This window comes from Verrucomicrobium sp. BvORR034 (genome assembly GCF_000739635.1).
In the GTDB taxonomy this organism is placed as follows: domain Bacteria; phylum Verrucomicrobiota; class Verrucomicrobiia; order Verrucomicrobiales; family Verrucomicrobiaceae; genus Verrucomicrobium.
Genome location: NZ_BATQ01000137.1, coordinates 21,612 through 38,323 on the forward strand (window position 1 = coordinate 21,612; position 16,712 = coordinate 38,323).

14 protein-coding genes are annotated in these 16,712 nt (G+C 59.5%); 4 read left to right on the forward strand and 10 right to left on the reverse strand.

Going from position 1 to position 16,712, the window contains the following annotated elements; all coding sequences use genetic code 11:
- Positions 1 to 15 precede the first annotated feature (15 nt).
- Together BV034_RS23465 and BV034_RS23470 are read left to right on the forward strand one after the other, a co-directional pair.
- A complete protein-coding gene (locus tag BV034_RS23465; protein ID WP_050029406.1) occupies positions 16 to 897 on the forward strand; it encodes a hypothetical protein in 882 nt (293 codons plus the stop codon).
- A 29-nt stretch (positions 898 to 926) separates the two neighbouring features.
- Entirely contained in the window at positions 927 to 1,412 is a 486-nt protein-coding gene (locus BV034_RS23470; protein ID WP_050029407.1) for a hypothetical protein, read from the forward strand.
- A gap of 14 nt (positions 1,413 to 1,426) precedes the next feature.
- On the opposite strand, the gene BV034_RS23475 is transcribed toward BV034_RS23470, so the two are convergent.
- The 6 genes from BV034_RS23475 to BV034_RS23500 form a co-directional block, all read right to left on the reverse strand.
- Positions 1,427 to 2,629, reverse strand: a complete 1,203-nt coding sequence (locus tag BV034_RS23475; RefSeq protein WP_050029408.1) for a hypothetical protein — start codon at positions 2,627 to 2,629, stop codon at positions 1,427 to 1,429.
- A 90-nt stretch (positions 2,630 to 2,719) separates the two neighbouring features.
- Complete coding sequence (locus BV034_RS23480; RefSeq protein WP_063768883.1) at positions 2,720 to 3,148, reverse strand: hypothetical protein; 429 nt, start codon at positions 3,146 to 3,148, stop codon at positions 2,720 to 2,722.
- 336 nt (positions 3,149 to 3,484) lie between these two features.
- A complete protein-coding gene (gene rplQ, locus BV034_RS23485; RefSeq protein ID WP_050029410.1) occupies positions 3,485 to 3,904 on the reverse strand; it encodes a 50S ribosomal protein L17 in 420 nt (139 codons plus the stop codon).
- Positions 3,905 to 3,957: 53 nt separating this feature from the next.
- Complete coding sequence (locus tag BV034_RS23490; protein WP_009960622.1) at positions 3,958 to 5,073, reverse strand: DNA-directed RNA polymerase subunit alpha; 1,116 nt, start codon at positions 5,071 to 5,073, stop codon at positions 3,958 to 3,960.
- 211 nt (positions 5,074 to 5,284) lie between these two features.
- Positions 5,285 to 6,979: an iron ABC transporter permease gene (locus BV034_RS23495; protein WP_265593375.1), complete on the reverse strand. Its 1,695-nt coding sequence runs from the start codon at positions 6,977 to 6,979 to the stop codon at positions 5,285 to 5,287.
- 27 nt (positions 6,980 to 7,006) lie between these two features.
- Positions 7,007 to 8,749, reverse strand: a complete 1,743-nt coding sequence (locus BV034_RS23500; protein WP_050029411.1) for an extracellular solute-binding protein — start codon at positions 8,747 to 8,749, stop codon at positions 7,007 to 7,009.
- 205 nt (positions 8,750 to 8,954) lie between these two features.
- On the opposite strand from BV034_RS23500, the gene BV034_RS23505 reads away from it, so the two are divergent.
- Together BV034_RS23505 and BV034_RS23510 are read left to right on the forward strand one after the other, a co-directional pair.
- Positions 8,955 to 10,262, forward strand: a complete 1,308-nt coding sequence (locus BV034_RS23505; protein ID WP_265593376.1) for a DUF4062 domain-containing protein — start codon at positions 8,955 to 8,957, stop codon at positions 10,260 to 10,262.
- The gene (locus BV034_RS23510) at positions 10,244 to 11,563 is read left to right on the forward strand and encodes a tetratricopeptide repeat protein (RefSeq protein ID WP_050029413.1); all 1,320 of its coding nucleotides are present in this window, start codon (positions 10,244 to 10,246) and stop codon (positions 11,561 to 11,563) included. Before BV034_RS23505 ends, BV034_RS23510 begins: the two co-directional genes overlap by 19 nt.
- 137 nt (positions 11,564 to 11,700) lie before the next feature.
- Here the strand turns inward: BV034_RS23510 and BV034_RS23515 are convergent, their stop codons facing one another.
- The 4 genes from BV034_RS23515 to cysC all read right to left on the reverse strand — a co-directional run bounded on the left by BV034_RS23515 (position 11,701) and on the right by cysC (position 15,806).
- Positions 11,701 to 12,975, reverse strand: coding sequence for a glycosyltransferase (locus tag BV034_RS23515; RefSeq protein ID WP_050029414.1), 1,275 nt, complete (start codon positions 12,973 to 12,975; stop codon positions 11,701 to 11,703).
- 35 nt (positions 12,976 to 13,010) lie between these two features.
- A complete protein-coding gene (locus BV034_RS23520) occupies positions 13,011 to 14,267 on the reverse strand; it encodes a glycosyltransferase (protein WP_050029415.1) in 1,257 nt (418 codons plus the stop codon).
- Positions 14,268 to 14,412: 145 nt separating this feature from the next.
- Positions 14,413 to 14,709 carry a hypothetical protein gene (locus tag BV034_RS23525; RefSeq protein ID WP_265593377.1) on the reverse strand — a complete coding sequence of 99 codons (297 nt, stop codon included), beginning with the start codon at positions 14,707 to 14,709 and terminating at the stop codon, positions 14,413 to 14,415.
- A gap of 512 nt (positions 14,710 to 15,221) precedes the next feature.
- A complete protein-coding gene (gene cysC / locus BV034_RS23530) occupies positions 15,222 to 15,806 on the reverse strand; it encodes an adenylyl-sulfate kinase (RefSeq protein WP_265593378.1) in 585 nt (194 codons plus the stop codon).
- Positions 15,807 to 16,712: the final 906 nt, after the last annotated feature.

Here is a 16,712-nt window from a genome sequence, read left to right on the forward strand (position 1 = left end):
TTGTGCGTCTCACTTATGGGCAAGAAAATCCATGGCTCATCAGTTTTTCTGCTGAGCAGTCTGCTTGCCGCCACCTCGGTCCTCCGGGCAGCAGACCCGCCCCCCTCTGCCACTGCGGTCCCTGCACATCCCGAACTCCTTCTTCACGCCCAGGCGGATCACTTCCCCTTCGTCACTCTCGGCGAGAAGAGCGGCACGCCTGAGCCAGTCGAAGTCAATCTCGGGCAAATTCTGGTCCCCGCCCCCAATCGAGGCGCGGCAGTAGCAGTCCGGATCCGGACCCCCAAGGCCCCTCTCCAGGATTTCGCCTGGGCCTTCACCGCCCCTAGGGATTGGCGTCCGTTCTATTTTGGCACCAAAAACGGGGCCAAAATTGATTCGATCAGCTGGCTGGAGGCGGATCGCGCCTATGGAAACCTTCCCACCGCCTCTGGGAGCATCGTCCGCTTCCAGTCGTTTGCCGCCCGAAGCCTGCAGCCCGATCAAGAATACCTCCTCGGCTTGATCAATCCCCTGCCCTCTCCCGATCCATTCACCCTGAAAGCGCGGGTAACTTTTACCCCGGAGAAAAGAAGCCATTTCGCCGAATACTGGCATTGGGAGACCTTCGAAAAGGAGCTCCAGTTGCTGCCCGGCACTCCAGAGGAAAGCGTGGCCGTCCTGAAATCCCGCGGAGGCCGGATCCTGCTGGATCACCACCTTTTCCCAGCCGCTTTCGGCCGAGAGAAGGTGGGGGCGATGATTGCCTCCATTCGTGAGGAGAAAATACACGGCCCATCGGGACACCCCCTGCCGGACCGGCCAGCGTTGCGCGGCCCGCATCTTGCGGCCATCACCCAGCGCCACGGAGCCCCTGCCTCGTCCTCTCCGCCAAAGACATCTCGGCAATCCAGCTGACGGCCAAGGACCGCTCCGACACAACAGCTGTGAGCGTCGCATGGTATGACGATGTCGGCTTTTTCTTCCAGCCCGAGGATCCCGCCCGAACGGTGATCGCCGTTGAAGTTCAAGGAAGCGATCTCTCTCTGTATCAGCCCCGGCAAGACGGCCTCGTCTGGTCTGCGGTCCCCTCGCCCAGTTTTCCGCTGACGGTTTACTTCAAAGATCGAAAGGAAATCGCCCGCATTGCCAACCTGGGAACCAGCGAGGCAAGGTTGCTATCCGGTTCCTTGGTGAAAGGAGAGTACAGCCGGGCCATCGATCCGCGGTACATCGAAAACCTCGCCTACCTTGGTGACGGCAATTGGGACTACATGATGCTCGACCTACATGGCAAGGTGACGAGAACGATGCACTACAAGAACCATGCACGTCACGGGGTCATGAAGGATTTTAACCCGGATGGAACCGTTCAGGGAGTGATTTGGTTTGATCGGGGCAAAGTGGCCCCCGCTCCTGAAGCGCCCCCGTGACAAATCGACTCTACCTACTCCACACTCTCCCGGGTAGCGAGAAAGATGCCCCGATGCTCAGGTCCGTAGGCCTGCTTGTGATTGTGGGTGAAGTTTCCCCCGGTGTAGAAAAGCCACCACTTCCCCTCGTGCTTCACCATCGCATGAGGTGCATGCAGGAGATAGCCATCCAACGCTCCCTCTCCTCCCCGTGAAATCCATGGCTCGCGCGCTGGCCGGTCCCATTTGATGCCATCTGCAGAATAGCAACGCTCCAGATCAATCGTCTGCGCTCCCAGCCGATAGTGTCCCAGCAGCCCCACCCTCCCCTTGTCGGCGTGGGTCACGGAGAGGAAATAGAACTGCTGATCAACGGGGTCTTTTTCATCGCGCTCGATGACCCGCGTCCGATTGCCCCACTGGAGACCATCGGTGCTGGTAAACCGGTCAATCACACGCAACAGGCCGGGGACGTTGTCCTGCGGCTGGTACCGGGGATCTTCTTTGGGCACTTGGACGAGGCCGACCGTGTACATCTCAAAGGTGCCATCTGGCAGGGAGTACACATTGGTCGCGTCGTTGGAGATCAGCCTCGCTGGCGCGAGCCCTTCCCCCTCCGCCGGGGCTGCTACCTTCTTGGCCCACTTAGGCAGGTTCGCCTCCACTGCCGCCGCGCCGCCCACCGCCCGGTCGGCAGGATGATAGAGACAGGGCGAGGCGGCATTCACCACCTGGTAGCGATCCCCTTGAGCGCCCATGCGATCTGCCGCCACATACCTCACCACACCGGGGCCATGAGCCCAGAAGTACAGTCTCTGGCCACCCTTTGGAAGCTCGACACGCACCCCTTGCACCGGATGCCACCCGTCCGGCAGACCGCCGATGGCAAACGGTGCCGAAGCATCCGGCTCACCGGGAGACAACACCGCCTCCGTGATTTTCCACTCTCCACCGGGTTTACCCTCGGCGAACGCGAGGTTTTTCTCCCGAGCGGGCCCTGAAAGGCTGCACCAGATTCGCCAGCGATCGCCTTCCAAGGGTTCAGCGGGGCTGGTGAAATTCTGTACCAACACACCCGGCTCCATTTTGAACATCAGGCCGTGTTTTTGCCAACCACGGTCATCAGCACGCTCCTGACCGGTGGGCGGAACAGAGGGACCACGCTCTGCCGCACTGGCACTGCCAGCAGCAATCGCCAACAAAATCAAGAATGGGAACGGAAACGGGAACGCACTCATAAGAACGAGCCTGACCATCAGGTTCAGGAGCAGGGAGTGTAACGCCCGATTTGAGGAGCTTTCTTCGCTGCCAGTCGAGATTCACGACAGTCAGTCGTCACCATACGCCCTCAGAACTGAGTCCCGAGAGAGAACGATGATGGTAAACACCCCCAAAGTGGTTCCAATCGGGACATGCAAGCAGTTCAGAGCGGCCACGACATAGGAGAACATTCGCCGGCGGCGCTGCACCAAGTATTTGGCGGAGAGGAAGTTGGCAACGGCATAGCCAACGAAGAAGATTCCCATGAAACCGTAGGTGAACTTCATGAATGTGAAAAACGCCTGAGGCGGCGCACCTCCCTTGGCTCCGCTCCACATGCCGGGGTCGGACATTATGGATTTGAAGAAGAGGAAGTGCAGGAACATGAACCCCAAACCCGCCAGGGACAGGCCAGCCGAGACGTAGTGGAAGATTGAGAGGAGCTTGAGATGCTCAGCGTCCTTCGGGTCGATTGGGATGGGGCTGGAAGAATGCATGGGGGACATTTTTCGAGAGGATTGCGTGTATCGAGGTGAATGTCACGCAGGATGTGGCCACGGCTCACTGCCAAACAGGAATTGGCAGGACCACGGCAGACGCCCGCCGGGAGTAACGAGCCGGCGATTGGCTTCGCTGGAATGACTTGGCCATCCCCCACGCGGTCAGAAAGCGGCGTCGCGCCACCGTACTCCAAGACGCTGGCGCGTCGGTCAGGGGCTATAGCTGAGCATCACCGAAGAGCCGCTTAAACTCCCCCCAATAAACAGACAAAGGAACGCGGAGGCCTAGCGACCACCGCGTTCCTGAAATTGGATCAATCGTGCTGGACGACCTTATTCTTTGCCGACCACTTCGGCTTCCACTTCCTTGACGGAAGAAGCAGCAGCAGCGGAGGCGAAGGCATCAACCCACTCGATGAAAGCCATCGGAGCGGAGTCGCTCTGGCGCTGGCCGAGCTTGGTGATGCGGGTGTAACCACCCTGGCGCTCCTTGGAAGCCACGGCGATCTCACCGAAGAGCTTGCTGACAAGGTTCTTGCTGCGAAGCACGGCGAAGGCCTGGCGGCGGGCGTGCACGGTGTCACGCTTGCCAAGGGTCACAAGCTTCTCAACCACGGGGCGCAGGGCCTTGGCCTTGGCCAGGGTCGTGCGGATACGGCGGTGCTCGATCAGGCTCTTGCAGAGGTTCTTCAGCAATGCATCGCGATGGCTGGCCTTGCGCTGCAGTTTGACGGTTTTGCGTTGATGTCTCATTGTCTCAATTTCCTGTTAGTCAATTAACCTTACCTTGGGCGGGGCGCAGGCGATTATTCTTCATCGTCATCATCGCCCAGGTTGGCGCTGATCAAGCGGGAGAAGCTGTCGGCATCAGCCTCATCATCGTCATCGCGACGGAAGCCACCGGCACGCAGCATGGAGACGCCACCAGGCAGCGGCTCAAGCAGCGAGGGGTCAAGCTTCATGCCAAGAGTAAGGCCCAGCTCGGAGAGCTTTTCCTTGATCTCGGTGAGGGACTTCTTGCCGAAGTTGCGGTAGCGGAGCATCTCGGCTTCGCTCTTCATGGCGAGCTGGCCCACGCTGGTGATATTCGCGTTGTTGAGGCAGTTCGCAGCGCGGACGGAGAGCTCGATCTCGTTGACGGACATGTTGAGCAGCTTGCGCAGCTCAAGGTTTTCCTCGCTCTGGGCTTCCGGAGCCACTTCGAACTCGACCTGGTTGTCGTCGTAGTTGACGAACACGTCGAGATGCTTGCGAAGGATGGCCGAGGACTGAAGGAGAGCGTCCTGCGGGGTGATGCGGCCGTCGGTCCAGACGTCGATCAGAAGCTTGTCGTAGTCGGTGTTCTGGCCCACACGAGTGGCTTCCACGCCGTACTTCACGCGGGTCACCGGGGAGAAGATGGAGTCGATCGGGATCACGCCAATGGGCATGTCCGGACGCTTGTTGTCTTCGTTGGTGGCGAAACCACGGCCGACTTTGACTTCGAGTTCGGCTTCAAATTTGCCCTTGCGGTCAAGGGTGCAAATGACCTGGTCCTTGTTGATGACCTGGTAGCTGGTGTCGTCTTTGATGTCGCCAGCGGTCACGACGCCTTCTTTGTCCACGGAGACCTGAAGGAGGCGGGTTTCTTTGTTCTCAAAGTGGCGGAACTTCACCTTCTTCAGGTTGAGAACGATCTGGGTCACGTCTTCGAGAACGCCCGGGAGGGTGGTGAACTCATGTTCAGCCCCTTTGATACGCACGCTGGTGATGGAAGCGCCTTCCAGGGAGGAAAGCAGCACGCGGCGCAGGCTGTTGCCGATCGTGTGGCCATAACCACGGTCGAAGGGTTCAGCGACGAACTGGGCGTAATAATCGGTGGCGGTCGCCTCGTTTTTCACAAGGCGGTTCGGCATCTCGAAGCGGGCAAGACGGATGGACATGATGTAGTAGAATAGCTGGGTTGCCTTCGGTGCGAGCTATTCCCAGATCTAAAGAAAAGGGAACCCGAAGACCAACAGCGGATAGGCTGGCTCGCAAGGGGCGGGGAAGAAACACGAGGATTGCGACCTTGCAAGAAATTTTTGGACGGTGTCGGTCACTGGGCTTGTGAAAACTCAGCTTCTGCAACCCCATGCGCCCCCAACGGGACTCCTACACTCTAAAAAGAGCGCCGAGCTTCTTCCCGAGCACCAGCGCCGCCCCGAGCAGCGTGACCCCGAGGAAAATCATGGCCCAGACGCCCAGGGCGGCCGAGAGGTACGGACCGTTCCCCAGCGAGTGGAGGAGGAGGTAGATGGCCTTGGTAATCGGATAGTGGCCGGCCTGCTGCGCAAGCACCATCGAGTCGGCCACCTCCAGCATGGCAAAGGCGAAGGCCAGAAGCCCACCCGCGATCAGATTCGGAGTGATCAGCGGCAGGGTCACGCGGAGCAGAGCCCGCCACGGCGGGGCCCCCAGATTTTGCGCGGCGTCCTCCAGATCGGGATTCACCTGCTGGAGCCCGGCGGTGGCTGACCGGACCACATAAGGCAGGCGGCGCACGGAATACGCAATCACCATCAGCAACACCGGATCCTCCCCGAGCATGAGCCAGTGAAAAGGCTCCCCTTCCCTGGCCATAGCGAGGTAGCCAAAGGCAAGCACGATGCCGGGCACCGCCAGGGGCAGCATGGCCATCACATCCAGCAGATGCCGGGCAGGCAGCCGGGAGCGCACGTTCACATAGGCGATCCCCAGCCCCAACACGACATCCAGCAGGGTGGCCAGTGAGGCGTACTTCAGGCTGTTGGAGACGGCGTTGAGCGTCATCTCATGGCTGAGCGCATCCCGATAGTGTTGCAGGGTCAGCCCCTCTGGGAACACGGACTGATACCACCCCTTGGAAAGAGAGAGCAGGATGACGCCGATATGGGGCACCATGGAGATGAAGATGATGCCGCCGAAAAGTGCGGTCACACCCCATGCCCATACTGGGCCGAGCCGCACTGGCTCCCGCGCAACGACATTGCGCCCGCCCCCAAGCACATGACTGCGCCCAAAGAGGTACTTGCTGACAAGATAAATCAGCACCGTGGCAAGCAGCATCACCACCACCAGCGCGTAGGGCTGGGGGTTGTCACTGAGATCCCGCAGGGAGTTGTAGATCTGGACAGAGGTGACCCGGGTGTAATCAAAGACCAGCGGCACTCCCAGCTCGGTGAAAGCCCAGATGAAGACGATGGTGCCTCCGGCGAAAACCCCAGGCATGATGAGCGGTAAGGTGATGCGCCAGAAGCGCCGCCAGGGCGGGCACCCCAGATTGGCCGCAGCCTCATCCAAGGCGGGGTCCAGATTGGCCAGCGACGCCGTCACATTGAGATAGAGGATGGGGAAAAGATGCAGCGTCGTCATGATGATGACCCCAACCAATTGCCCTTCCCCCAGCCAATCCTTCGGCTGCGCCGGATCCATGAGCCCCAACTTCATGAGCAGGCTGTTGAAGGCCCCTGCCTGCCCCAGCATGGCCCGCACTCCCACTGCTCCTACAAAAGGTGGGAGGATCATGGGCAGCAACATCAACCCGTTCAGCACGTTCTTTCCTGGGTACTCAAAGCGGTGGTAAAGCACGGCCAGCGGCAATGAGACCACCAAACAACCCAATGTGGTCCACACCCCGATGATGAAGGCATTCGCCAGCCCTTCCCGGTACATGGGATTGCGAAAGATACCCGCCAGATAGTCCAGCGTAAACTGCCCTTCCCCCCCTAGAAACGCCACCTCCAGCGTGCTCCAGATGGGCATGAGGAAAAAACAGGCGAAAAACAACGCCATCACCACGAACACGGCATAACTGAAGGAGCGGGGCATGGGAAAAGTCAGTTCACTGAGGCGCTCTTAGAATCCGTCTTTGGCCAGTTGGTAGGCGCGCCGGTATTGATTGCGAAAGGCGACGCTCAGTTCCGTGGCTTTGCGGGCTTCCTGAATCTTGTCCTTCTTTTGCAAGAGGGCGGCAAGCTCTTGGGCGTTCTGGTAGTTGAGCAACCGGGTGTCTTCAAAGACTGCCGTGGCCCGGGGCGGGAAGTTGCGGCTGATCAGCATTTCCCAGGCGCGGCGCTGGTCCTCGTGGGTATCCACACACATGACCTTCACCAAATAGCGCACCACACCAAAGAGGTGATTCGTCCACTCGGGATGGTAGGTGAAGGCCCGGGACGTCTCCATCGGGTCAGCATGGGGATCCGTCATGGAGGCGCGGTTGGCAGCATTGTAGAAGTCCAGCCGCACGGGCAGGCGACGGAGCGGGGTGCGGACGGGTCCACCGGCCGTGCCGGGACTGAAGTTCCAGAGCTTCTGCCCGGCATCGCTGAGCACGAACTCCATGAAAGCCGCAGCAACCTCCGGCTCTGGTGCCCCCCGCAGCATGCCGATGGGGTCCACCCCCATGGAGGTGCCTCCCAGCGGGGTGATATACCCCATCCGTGACGTGCCATCTGGCCGACGTACCATGTCCTCAAACGTCCAACCGTAGAAATCGATACACATGCCAGCAGCAGCATCGCCTTGGGACACCTCAAGGGGGATCTTCGTGGCGTTGTCCGTGAAGTAGCGGGAGTTCGCACTGATCCTTTGGATGAGGTGCACTCCCCGCTCCCAGCCGATCTCGATCCCGAGTTTCTCCGGGTCGCCCTCGGCATTCGGGTCATCCCGCCGCTCATCGATGGCCTGCTGCATCTGCTGCTGGATGAGTTGCTCAAAGGCCTTGGTAACGGTGCCGCTCTTGTTGGGGTCCGCCAACGCCACCTGTCCAAAATAGCGCGGGTCTCCCAGATCCTGCCACTGGACAGGCTCCTTCTCGATCCCCAGCCGGGCCAAGACATCCCGATTGAAACAAATGCCGAGACTGGAGAGGCACGTTCCCACCCAGCGGGCCTCCTTGTCATAGTAGCTCTCCCCTCCCAAGCTCTGAGGAATGGACTGGGGCTGGAACCACTCAGGGTGCTTTTTCATCACCGGCTTCAAACCGAATTGACCGCTGGCATCCGCTGCGACCAGGAACCCCGCCCTGGCCTGGGACTCATAGTCCACCGCCCCTCCCCCAAAGAAAAGATCAACGCCGATCCCGACGGCGGAGTCCAGAAACTCCTTCCTCGCCGACTGCTGGACCGTCAGTCCCGCCTTTTCTCCCGGTTTGGGCAGCGCCACTTTGGAATTTCCAAAGGACGTGGCCACCTCCGGCAACCAGGGGTGGTTCAAGGACTCCGTCCAGTAGCGCTCGAAGGCGGCAGCGTAGTCGGACCGCATCATGAGCGCGATCTCCGATGTCCCAGCCACGCGCCAGTCCACGTAGAGTGTCTCCCCGCGCTCATCTTTCCACTTTTTGGCAAATGCCCTGCCAAACTCGTAGCGGATCTTCTCGTGATGCGGGGTGTAGATCACCAGCCGGCGATTGTACTCGCGTGGAGCACTGCCCTCCGCCGGCTTCAGGAGGAATGGGGCAGCCAGCACTACCAAGATGGCTCCCACTGCGGCAAGTTCCCGCCCCCAATGCTGCACCATGGGCACGCGACGGAACCGCTCCCACCAGGCGGTGAGCGTGGCGAACAACGCTGCCAGTTGGGGTTTTGAAACGCCGCGCATTGTGCCAACGAAGCCGAATTGCCAGGGGTGCGCAAGCTTTTCACCGGACCATGCACGCAACCATTTGGTCGCATACGAAATAAAATCACCAAAACCGCTATTTCCCCCAAAACGAGTCCGTTATTGCTATTATTATTTCTTTTCCATCCCCATGCTTGTTAAAGAGAGAGATCTCCGCATAGAGTGAATCTACCAACTTCTGATTGTGATAAGGCGACCGGAGATCTACATCAGCGCGGCAAGTCCTGACCTGGGCATAGCGGTCAACTTGGTGCGGGCGGAGATTCTTCAGATGGACGCCACGCCAGTCCATGTAGACAACTACCCCGCCCAGTGGGCCTCGGCATGGAGCCTCATGGAGCATCACATCAGCAAGTGCGATGCCATGCTCCACCTGGCGGGAAGCTGCTTCGGACCGGAGCCCGCCAATCGCCCGACCGCAGAACCTCGTCGCAGCTACGCGCAGCTGGAGTATGCGATGGCGAGGTCTCTGGGCAAAAACGTCTTCGCCGTGGTCTGCGATGCGGAGTTCCCTTTTCTCTCCCACCTTCCTGAGCAGGAGGAGGCAGCGGCGCTTCAACACTCTCACCAGGAAAGACTGGTGCGCCACAATGGGGCCGAAATCCGCGTGCAGGACATGGAAGCCCTGCGCACCAGCATACGTCGGCTAAAGAGCTGGATAGATGAGACGCGGCAGCAGCTCGCGCAGCACCCCTCCCCGCCTCCGGCACAAGCCAGCCCGCAGGCCCCGCCGCTCCCGGTGCTGACCGCTGGCACCGAACTTTTCGTCAAGCCTCCGACACCCCGCAACGTGCCCCCCTGGCACGCGCCGCAGCCAGCGCCGAACTTCGTGGGACGAACCTTGGAGAAGGAGTCCATCCAGCAGGCGCTGAAAAGCTCTTTTCGAGTCTGCGTCACAGGCAGCCGGGGCATCGGCAAGAGCTCCTTAATCGCGGCCTCCCTGGCGCAGATCGCCCCTGGTCCAGATGCGCCCGGCGCCTACCCCGGAGGGATCTTCCGCTACAATTTCCACGAGGCGCAAGGCCACTACTCCGCCCTGGCCGGTATCCTCACCCAAGCCGGTCTGGGAGACGTCCCTGACACGAAGCATGAAGCGGCAGTGAAACAGCTTCTCTCCAAACGTGACGTCTGCCTGATCCTTGAAGGTGCGGAGGTCGCGGAGAATCTGGGTCGCCTGTTGCAACTGGCTGGCCCCGCCCACCTCGTCGTGGAGGCCCTTGAGCCTTTTGCCTTACCCGGCGTCCCGACGGTCACCGTGCATCCGCTGTCTCTGGAGGATGGCGCATTCTGCCTCTATCGCTCTCGCTTGGGCAAGGAACCACACCTCGCCGTCGCCGCCGCTGTGGCCCAACCAGAACTGGCAGGTGTCGGCGCGTCTGCCAACGCTGTCGCCCAAGGGGCGACGAGCCCCCCTCACCCACGCATTCGCTGCCGCAGTTCAACGATCCGGTCTGGCAGGAAATTGCCGGCCGCATGGGATCCCACCCTTTGATTCTGGAGCTCACCGCCCAGCACCTGGCCTCAGAGCAGATCGTTCCCTCCTCGTACCTGGCACGCCTGCGCCGGGACGGCATTGATTTCCTCGAAACCATCGCATCCGAGCAGAAGAACGTGCCCTGGATCCTGGCCCAGTGTGCCCAGTCCTTCAGCGGGCTGGATGCCGCAGCCCTGCCCGCGTGGTATGCGCTCTCCCTGCACGCACCCACCCCGGCGCCGACTCTATCCATCGCCACAGCTCTGGGTGTGCGCCCGAGCGAAGTGGAGGTGCCGCTGCAGCACCTGATGCGGCGCGGCTTCCTCACGGAACACGACGTTTCAGGCGCAGAACCAGGAACGAGAGAAAAGGCCTGGACTCTCACCAGCGTGGGTCTGGCGGAAGCAGCCCGGCTCCAGTGGGAATGGCGTGACCCCATTCAGCAGCATTCGATCTTTGATCCGCGCTCCGTTTATCAACGTTGGAGAGACTGGGTGCTCACCTATCTCCGCCAGTGCTGGAAGACCCGGAGCGTCGTGGGTGGCACGGAACGCTACCAGGTGCTGGAGCCGCATCTGCATGCGTTGCTTCGCGCCATCGAGCGCAATGAGGGCATTTCCTCGCCCAATCTACTGGCCGCGCTGCGCTGGCTTTCAGCTTTGCACCGGCTGCTGGGACGTTTTGCCTCTGCCCAACCACTCTCGGAACGACTCCTCTCCCTGTCCCAAAGCCTGTATGGGCCGGAGCATCCAGAGACACTCTCCAGCATGAACAACCTGGCCACCTTGCACTATCGCAAGGGGGATCTGGGTGCGGCGGAGCCTCTCTATCGGCACACACTGCAACTGAGAGAAAAGATCCTGGGCCCAGACCATCCCGACACTCTGAGCAGCAAGAACAACATGGCCAACGTCCTGGCGGACCGCCATGACGTGAATGGTGCAGAAACACTCTACCGGGCCTCCTTTGAAGGACGTGTGCGCATCCTCGGCCCTGAGCACCAGGACACCCTGGTGAGCGCGAAGAACCTGGCCAATCTGCTGCTGGACAAAGGGGAATTCACCCTGGCCGAGCCCCTGTATCGGAGCACGCTGGAGGCTCAACTCCGTGTATTGGGCCCTCTCCATCCCGATACGGCCATGACATCCTATAACTACGCCCGGCTGTGCGTGCAGCTTCGTCGTCCCCAAGAGGCAGTGACCCTGGCGCAACATGCCGTGGACACCGCCCGCCAGATTTTCCCCGAAGGGCATCCCCATCGGCAACGGTACGAGCAGCTGTTGTCACGACTGATGCCAGAGACTGCGGGGAAAAACTAGCCCTTTTCAGCACCGCCCCCCCCATTTGACGCGCCCCCTGCAGGCACAGAAGCTGGGGCCAGGAACGCACGATGGCAATCTCGTGCTTTCTGACACGCAGTCTTCAACCTCTCGCTTTTCTCAATTCCCAGGGGCCATCACGATCTGAGATAGCCTGGAATTTGCCCATGGCTTTTGACAAAAGCGTCAAAACTATGACGACTCTCCACCAGCGAAGCCGCCCTGGCCGCCCGACGGACGGCCGTAGCTGGGCAGGCAAAAACCAGGTCCAGCTTTTCCACATACTCCTCGGGATTCTGACAGTCAGCGACCAGATATCCGGCATCATCTCCAATCAACTCCGCAATGCCCCCAACATCGGGAGCAACGATGGGCAAACCATTTGCGGCAGCCTCAAGAATCACATTCGGCATGCCGTCCCACGCGGAAGTGTAGAGGAAGGCAGCATATTCCTCTTCGTTGCAGACATCATCAAATGACGCAAAGGCCCCGTGCAGCATCACGTTGGGCGCTGATTCCAGAGCTTTCATCACGGCAGGCGTCACCGTCTCGTCCGCCTCTCCATGAATATGAAATGAAAGCTCCGGACATCGCTGGACAATCTCCAACAGGATGTCCGGATTCTTCTGCCTGGCGATGCGGGAGGCCCAGAGGATCTTGCGGTTGGATCCGGCGCCCTCTCCCGTTCTTGGCGAGCGGGATGAGATGTTCACGGGACAGTTCATCGGGATAAGCCGGGCCCTGTCGTAGCCATCACGGAAATGCACCATGTCGGCAAACTGCCTGGAGTCCGTCAACACCGCATCCAGATGGATGGAGCATTGGGGAAAGGAATTCGTAGCATACCCCATGCGCCTGCCCAGAGCGTCAGCCTCATCACAAAAGAGGTTCGCGACGAGCTTGATCCCCACCTGCTTCAGGGCTTTGCCATGAAGGCGCACCACCTCCCATCCCAGCATGGAGTTCACGATCTGCACCACTCTTGTCCCGCAATGGATCAGGAACTGGGCCAGCACCACGCGTTGCTCGTCGCCGCTCAGATGACCGGCCAGGCTGCCGAAATCAACCATGCCCACGCCCGCCGGCATGCGGGCCGGCCACGCAGGTGAATGAGGTTCTGTGGTGATGATCAAGCAAGACACTCCCATCGCCATCGCCGCCTTCGCATGATTCAGCAAGGTCAGCTCAGCACCTCCCGGTCTGATCCATGGAGCCAGCAAAACCACCTCTGGTTCCGCACGGTGCATGGTCCCGAGCAGTTCAAAAAGCAGGCTTGTGGCGTTGGACGATGCGAAGGAATGCCGGAAAAAGCGGCCCCGGTCATGCGGATTAGGAAACAACTCTGGCTCAATGGCCGCCAGCGCGGTCATGTCTGCCACAATCCAAGGGCTGGTGATGTTTTCCGGCTGCATCGAAAGGATAAGGAAACTAACAATCTGCAGTCACTTCAATCTCCGACCTTCTGGCACATTTTTGCCAGTCGCGGGCTCCTGAGGAACGCTGTCGGGCGGATGATCGCGTGACTCGTGGAATGCTCCATCACCATCGAGTTGGCCCGACGCCGGTAAAACAGCGCTGTCTCATGCGCAGAAACGTGATGAATGCCAGCGGCCAATGTCTCGCAGTTCCAATGCCAGTCCTCATAGCCGAATCCTGAAATGGCCAGATCAGGGCGACTGTAGGGAATGGATTCATAGACCACCCGTGGGGCAAACGAAGCCGCCACCCAGCGATTCTCCGTGATCGGCGTGGTCCCCTCCAGCCCCGTCTCGCTGGTGTCCACCACCTGGGCGACCCCTGAATAGATCCCAAAGTTGACGACGAACTCTGGATGGACAATGACCGGCTGGGTGAACTGCCTGCAGCGATGGTAGGCCCCAAGGAGCCAACGGGGCGAATAAAAGTCGTCCCCGTCCATGATCGCTACATAGTCCCCACGGGCGGCGTCCACCGCGTGATTCCTTGAACTACTCAGGTCGCTGTTCTTGAACACCAACACCCTGCCGAAACGGCGCACCAGTTCATGACGGGACACCACGTCTGTCGTGGCAGCATCAGCATTGTCCAGCGTGCAAACAATGTCACATTTCAATCCTGCATCCGCCATCACCTGAACCACCATCTCCAGCCCGTTGAGAGACCTTTGAGCCAGGAACCCTTCCCGGTGAAACGTCATCACGATGGTCACCTCTCCGCACTCCGGATGCCGTCCCACGGCCCTCCACCGCTCATCAATGTATGTGGCCACCGGGCTTCCCGCCTCTGGATCACCGGAGGAGGCAGCATGGCGGCAGATCCGATCCGGGTGGACGATCCTCTTGGCCGAGGGCACGCTTATGGCGCGCCAGTCCGGCCTCTTATCCAACAGCTCCCGGCCGACGAACAAAACCATGTTTTGGGCGATTTCTTCAGCACAAGCCCGGTCTCGGCACAGAGTGTCGCGAACGGCATCCACGAGCACAAACTGGTGGACCTCAAAAAGGCGCGCCCATTGGTCGGGCCACAGAGCCACTCCATCCGAGTCCTGCCGGAATGGGGGTGGCTCAGCCGCGAAGGCAATGACGCGGGCGGAGCTAACCAGCCGCTGAATCATGCGGAGACAGTCCGGCAACGCCAGATGTTGGGCACCAGTCAGCCAGACAGCCATGTCCACGGTGGGGAGAGGCACTGTCACTTGCAGCCAACACATCTGTTTCACAGGCATGAAAAAACTTACCCCCTCCTGCACCAAGGTTGGATTCCCTCTGGCACGACGCCGCGGCATCCACCATCAGCACAGACTGGGCGCCCGTTTCCTTGACAAGCATTGCAGCCAGCGTGCTGCTGCTAGACATTCGCATTGCCATTACTCAATGAGAGGGTGGAGACGACGACAGTTGCTGACCCTTCGCACCCGACCATTGAGGAGCGCTCCATCGGCGGAATGCCCTCTTGAACCAGCTCCCCTCCTGCCAACGTTTGGCGGACCGTTCCACCTGCTTGAGGTGAGCTATCTGCTGCTCCCGCTTGGCGATGATCTTCTGCAACCCTTTGACAGTTGCCTCAAGCTCCACCTCCCTCGCCGCATGCCAGTAGAGGGCATTGCCCCGGAGATTGAGCTCCGACTTGAGCTGTAAGTGGCGCGCCTCCAGATGCTTGTATGCCATGCGCAACTCCTCTAAAACAGCCCATGGTTCCATAGAACCAGGGTCAAAAGGGGCGGTCGGCGCAACCAGCCTTGAGGTGCAACCAGGAAGGTCAATTTGGGGAATGGACATGATCTTGCGGGGGGACGCAGGGAGAATAAGCGGACTGGGATCCGCCCATTTTTCGCAACGATCTTTTAACACAGGCAAGTTTGCAACTGCAAAGAGCCGATAGTTGCTCGAACCAAGCCCCATCATCAGATCAAACAATGTGCAAGCGAAACTAATCAAACGGCCATATGCCTTATGTCATAGAACAGTGTTTGGCAGACCATCAACCCCCAAAAACATTGATCCAGGCGCGCCATTCCAGCTTGCACACTAATTCACCGAGCAGGGTGTCGAACAATTTCTTGTGCAATAGATTCCCCACAACACACGACACGCCAGAGGACCTGCCGTTACTGACGACAGGAACTAGGAAATAAAAGATGCGTGACGGAACACAGCCATCCCCATCCTGACGCAAAATTCTACGCCTGCAGGCTTGTTGAGCTCCAGCTTCGCTTCTGCCCATCTGCACTTCCTGTAGGGAGGCTCATTTTCATCTCAACGAACTCCATGACCCTCTGCACGGAATGCTGCAACGTCAGTATGCGGGTGTCGACCGTCAGATCGGGCGCGGTAGGAACGTCGAACCCGAGATCACTCCCGCAAAAGTTGGTGAGCTGGTTCTCCGCCACCCGGGCATACAGCCCTTTCACGTCGCGTTGCCGGCAGGTCTGGTAGTCGCAATTCAGAAAAATCTCCGAGAACGTGAGCGGCTGAAGGATGCTCCGGGCAGCATCACGCATGGCCTTTTCAGGCGTCATGAATGCGGCAATCACCGGCAGTCCCTGTTGGCACGCAAGCCTGGCAATCTGGGCCGCACGCCGGATGTTCTCCATCCTGCCCTTGCTTGAGAAACCCAGATCCGAGCAAACGCCCGCCCTCAAATCATCACCATCCAAAACCAGACACGCCTGACCATGAGCTCTGAGACGCTCGCCTACCTTCTGCGCAATGCTGGTTTTTCCAGCGCCAGACAGGCCATAGATCCAAAAAACGGCGGGATTCATAGGATGCACCAGATGGAACATGATCGCCCCCCCTATGCAAGTCAACACATCCATAGCGGAAAGAGAGATCGAAGTTTAGCACTTTATGCTACCCGGTTCAGAGCCCCCCGCAAGCCCTTCGCCGACGGCTTGCAGATGAAACAGCCCATTTGGCGGTGAATGTATCTCTGATACAGTTGCCAACTGTCTCCACCTGCCGCTTGCACAAAACCAGGTGTTCTGAAAGTGTAGCTAGTAGTGCCAATGACGGCGGGAACCGAAACTCGAAGGGTCTGCCCATGAAATCCCCAACACTGATCCTTGTGACAGGCATGCTATTGATCTGCGGCCAAGCCTACGCAGCAGAGTCAGTCACGCCTCCCGACAACATGCAGGCTCATAGCAAGTGGGCCGTCGCGACGGACGCATAGCCTGAAAAAATCAAAAGACTGGAAGGGTTCTGGCAGAAGTACCTTCCGAAGCACGAAGGCGGCCAGGATCCTGAGCGAACTGGTTACGAAGATGGATCTCACGTGCTGGCCGTGGCGAGTTTCTCATGGGAGCTCGTCAGAGCCTACATTCACACCGGCGAGAAGGACAAGGCACAGGCGATGGGTTGACCGGCTGCAAAAGCACGATTCAAGATCAATGCTCGTTGGGACGACGAAGCCTGCTGGAAAATAGTGTGAAACCATCTCGCACGCGAAGCGCCCGCACGACAGCCAGACCGCCTCAACTCCTTCAGCGCAGTCATACTGATCGCCTACCCAACGTAGACTCGCTGGAAACTCGTCAACGTAGGGCTTGTAGCCCCATCCTCTTCGAGGAAGAGCATCGATTGAGCATCTACACTACCAGGGAATCCCGTCTGGCCTGCCAGCCTCCGTCCGAAGCTCTCATCCCAAAACGGGATGTGTAGCACAGCCC

Coding starts and splice junctions, on each gene's coding strand:
- BV034_RS23465 (WP_050029406.1), top strand. CDS start 16: ATGGGCAAGAAAATCCATGGCTCATCAGTTTTTCTGCTGAGCAGTCTG.
- BV034_RS23475 (WP_050029408.1), bottom strand. CDS start 2,629: ATGAGTGCGTTCCCGTTTCCGTTCCCATTCTTGATTTTGTTGGCGATT.
- BV034_RS23480 (WP_063768883.1), bottom strand. CDS start 3,148: ATGCATTCTTCCAGCCCCATCCCAATCGACCCGAAGGACGCTGAGCAT.
- rplQ (WP_050029410.1), bottom strand. CDS start 3,904: ATGAGACATCAACGCAAAACCGTCAAACTGCAGCGCAAGGCCAGCCAT.
- BV034_RS23490 (WP_009960622.1), bottom strand. CDS start 5,073: ATGTCCATCCGTCTTGCCCGCTTCGAGATGCCGAACCGCCTTGTGAAA.
- BV034_RS23495 (WP_265593375.1), bottom strand. CDS start 6,979: ATGCCCCGCTCCTTCAGTTATGCCGTGTTCGTGGTGATGGCGTTGTTT.
- BV034_RS23500 (WP_050029411.1), bottom strand. CDS start 8,749: ATGCGCGGCGTTTCAAAACCCCAACTGGCAGCGTTGTTCGCCACGCTC.
- BV034_RS23510 (WP_050029413.1), top strand. CDS start 10,244: ATGGGATCCCACCCTTTGATTCTGGAGCTCACCGCCCAGCACCTGGCC.
- BV034_RS23515 (WP_050029414.1), bottom strand. CDS start 12,975: ATGCAGCCGGAAAACATCACCAGCCCTTGGATTGTGGCAGACATGACC.
- BV034_RS23520 (WP_050029415.1), bottom strand. CDS start 14,267: ATGCCTGTGAAACAGATGTGTTGGCTGCAAGTGACAGTGCCTCTCCCC.
- BV034_RS23525 (WP_265593377.1), bottom strand. CDS start 14,709: ATGGCATACAAGCATCTGGAGGCGCGCCACTTACAGCTCAAGTCGGAG.
- cysC (WP_265593378.1), bottom strand. CDS start 15,806: ATGAATCCCGCCGTTTTTTGGATCTATGGCCTGTCTGGCGCTGGAAAA.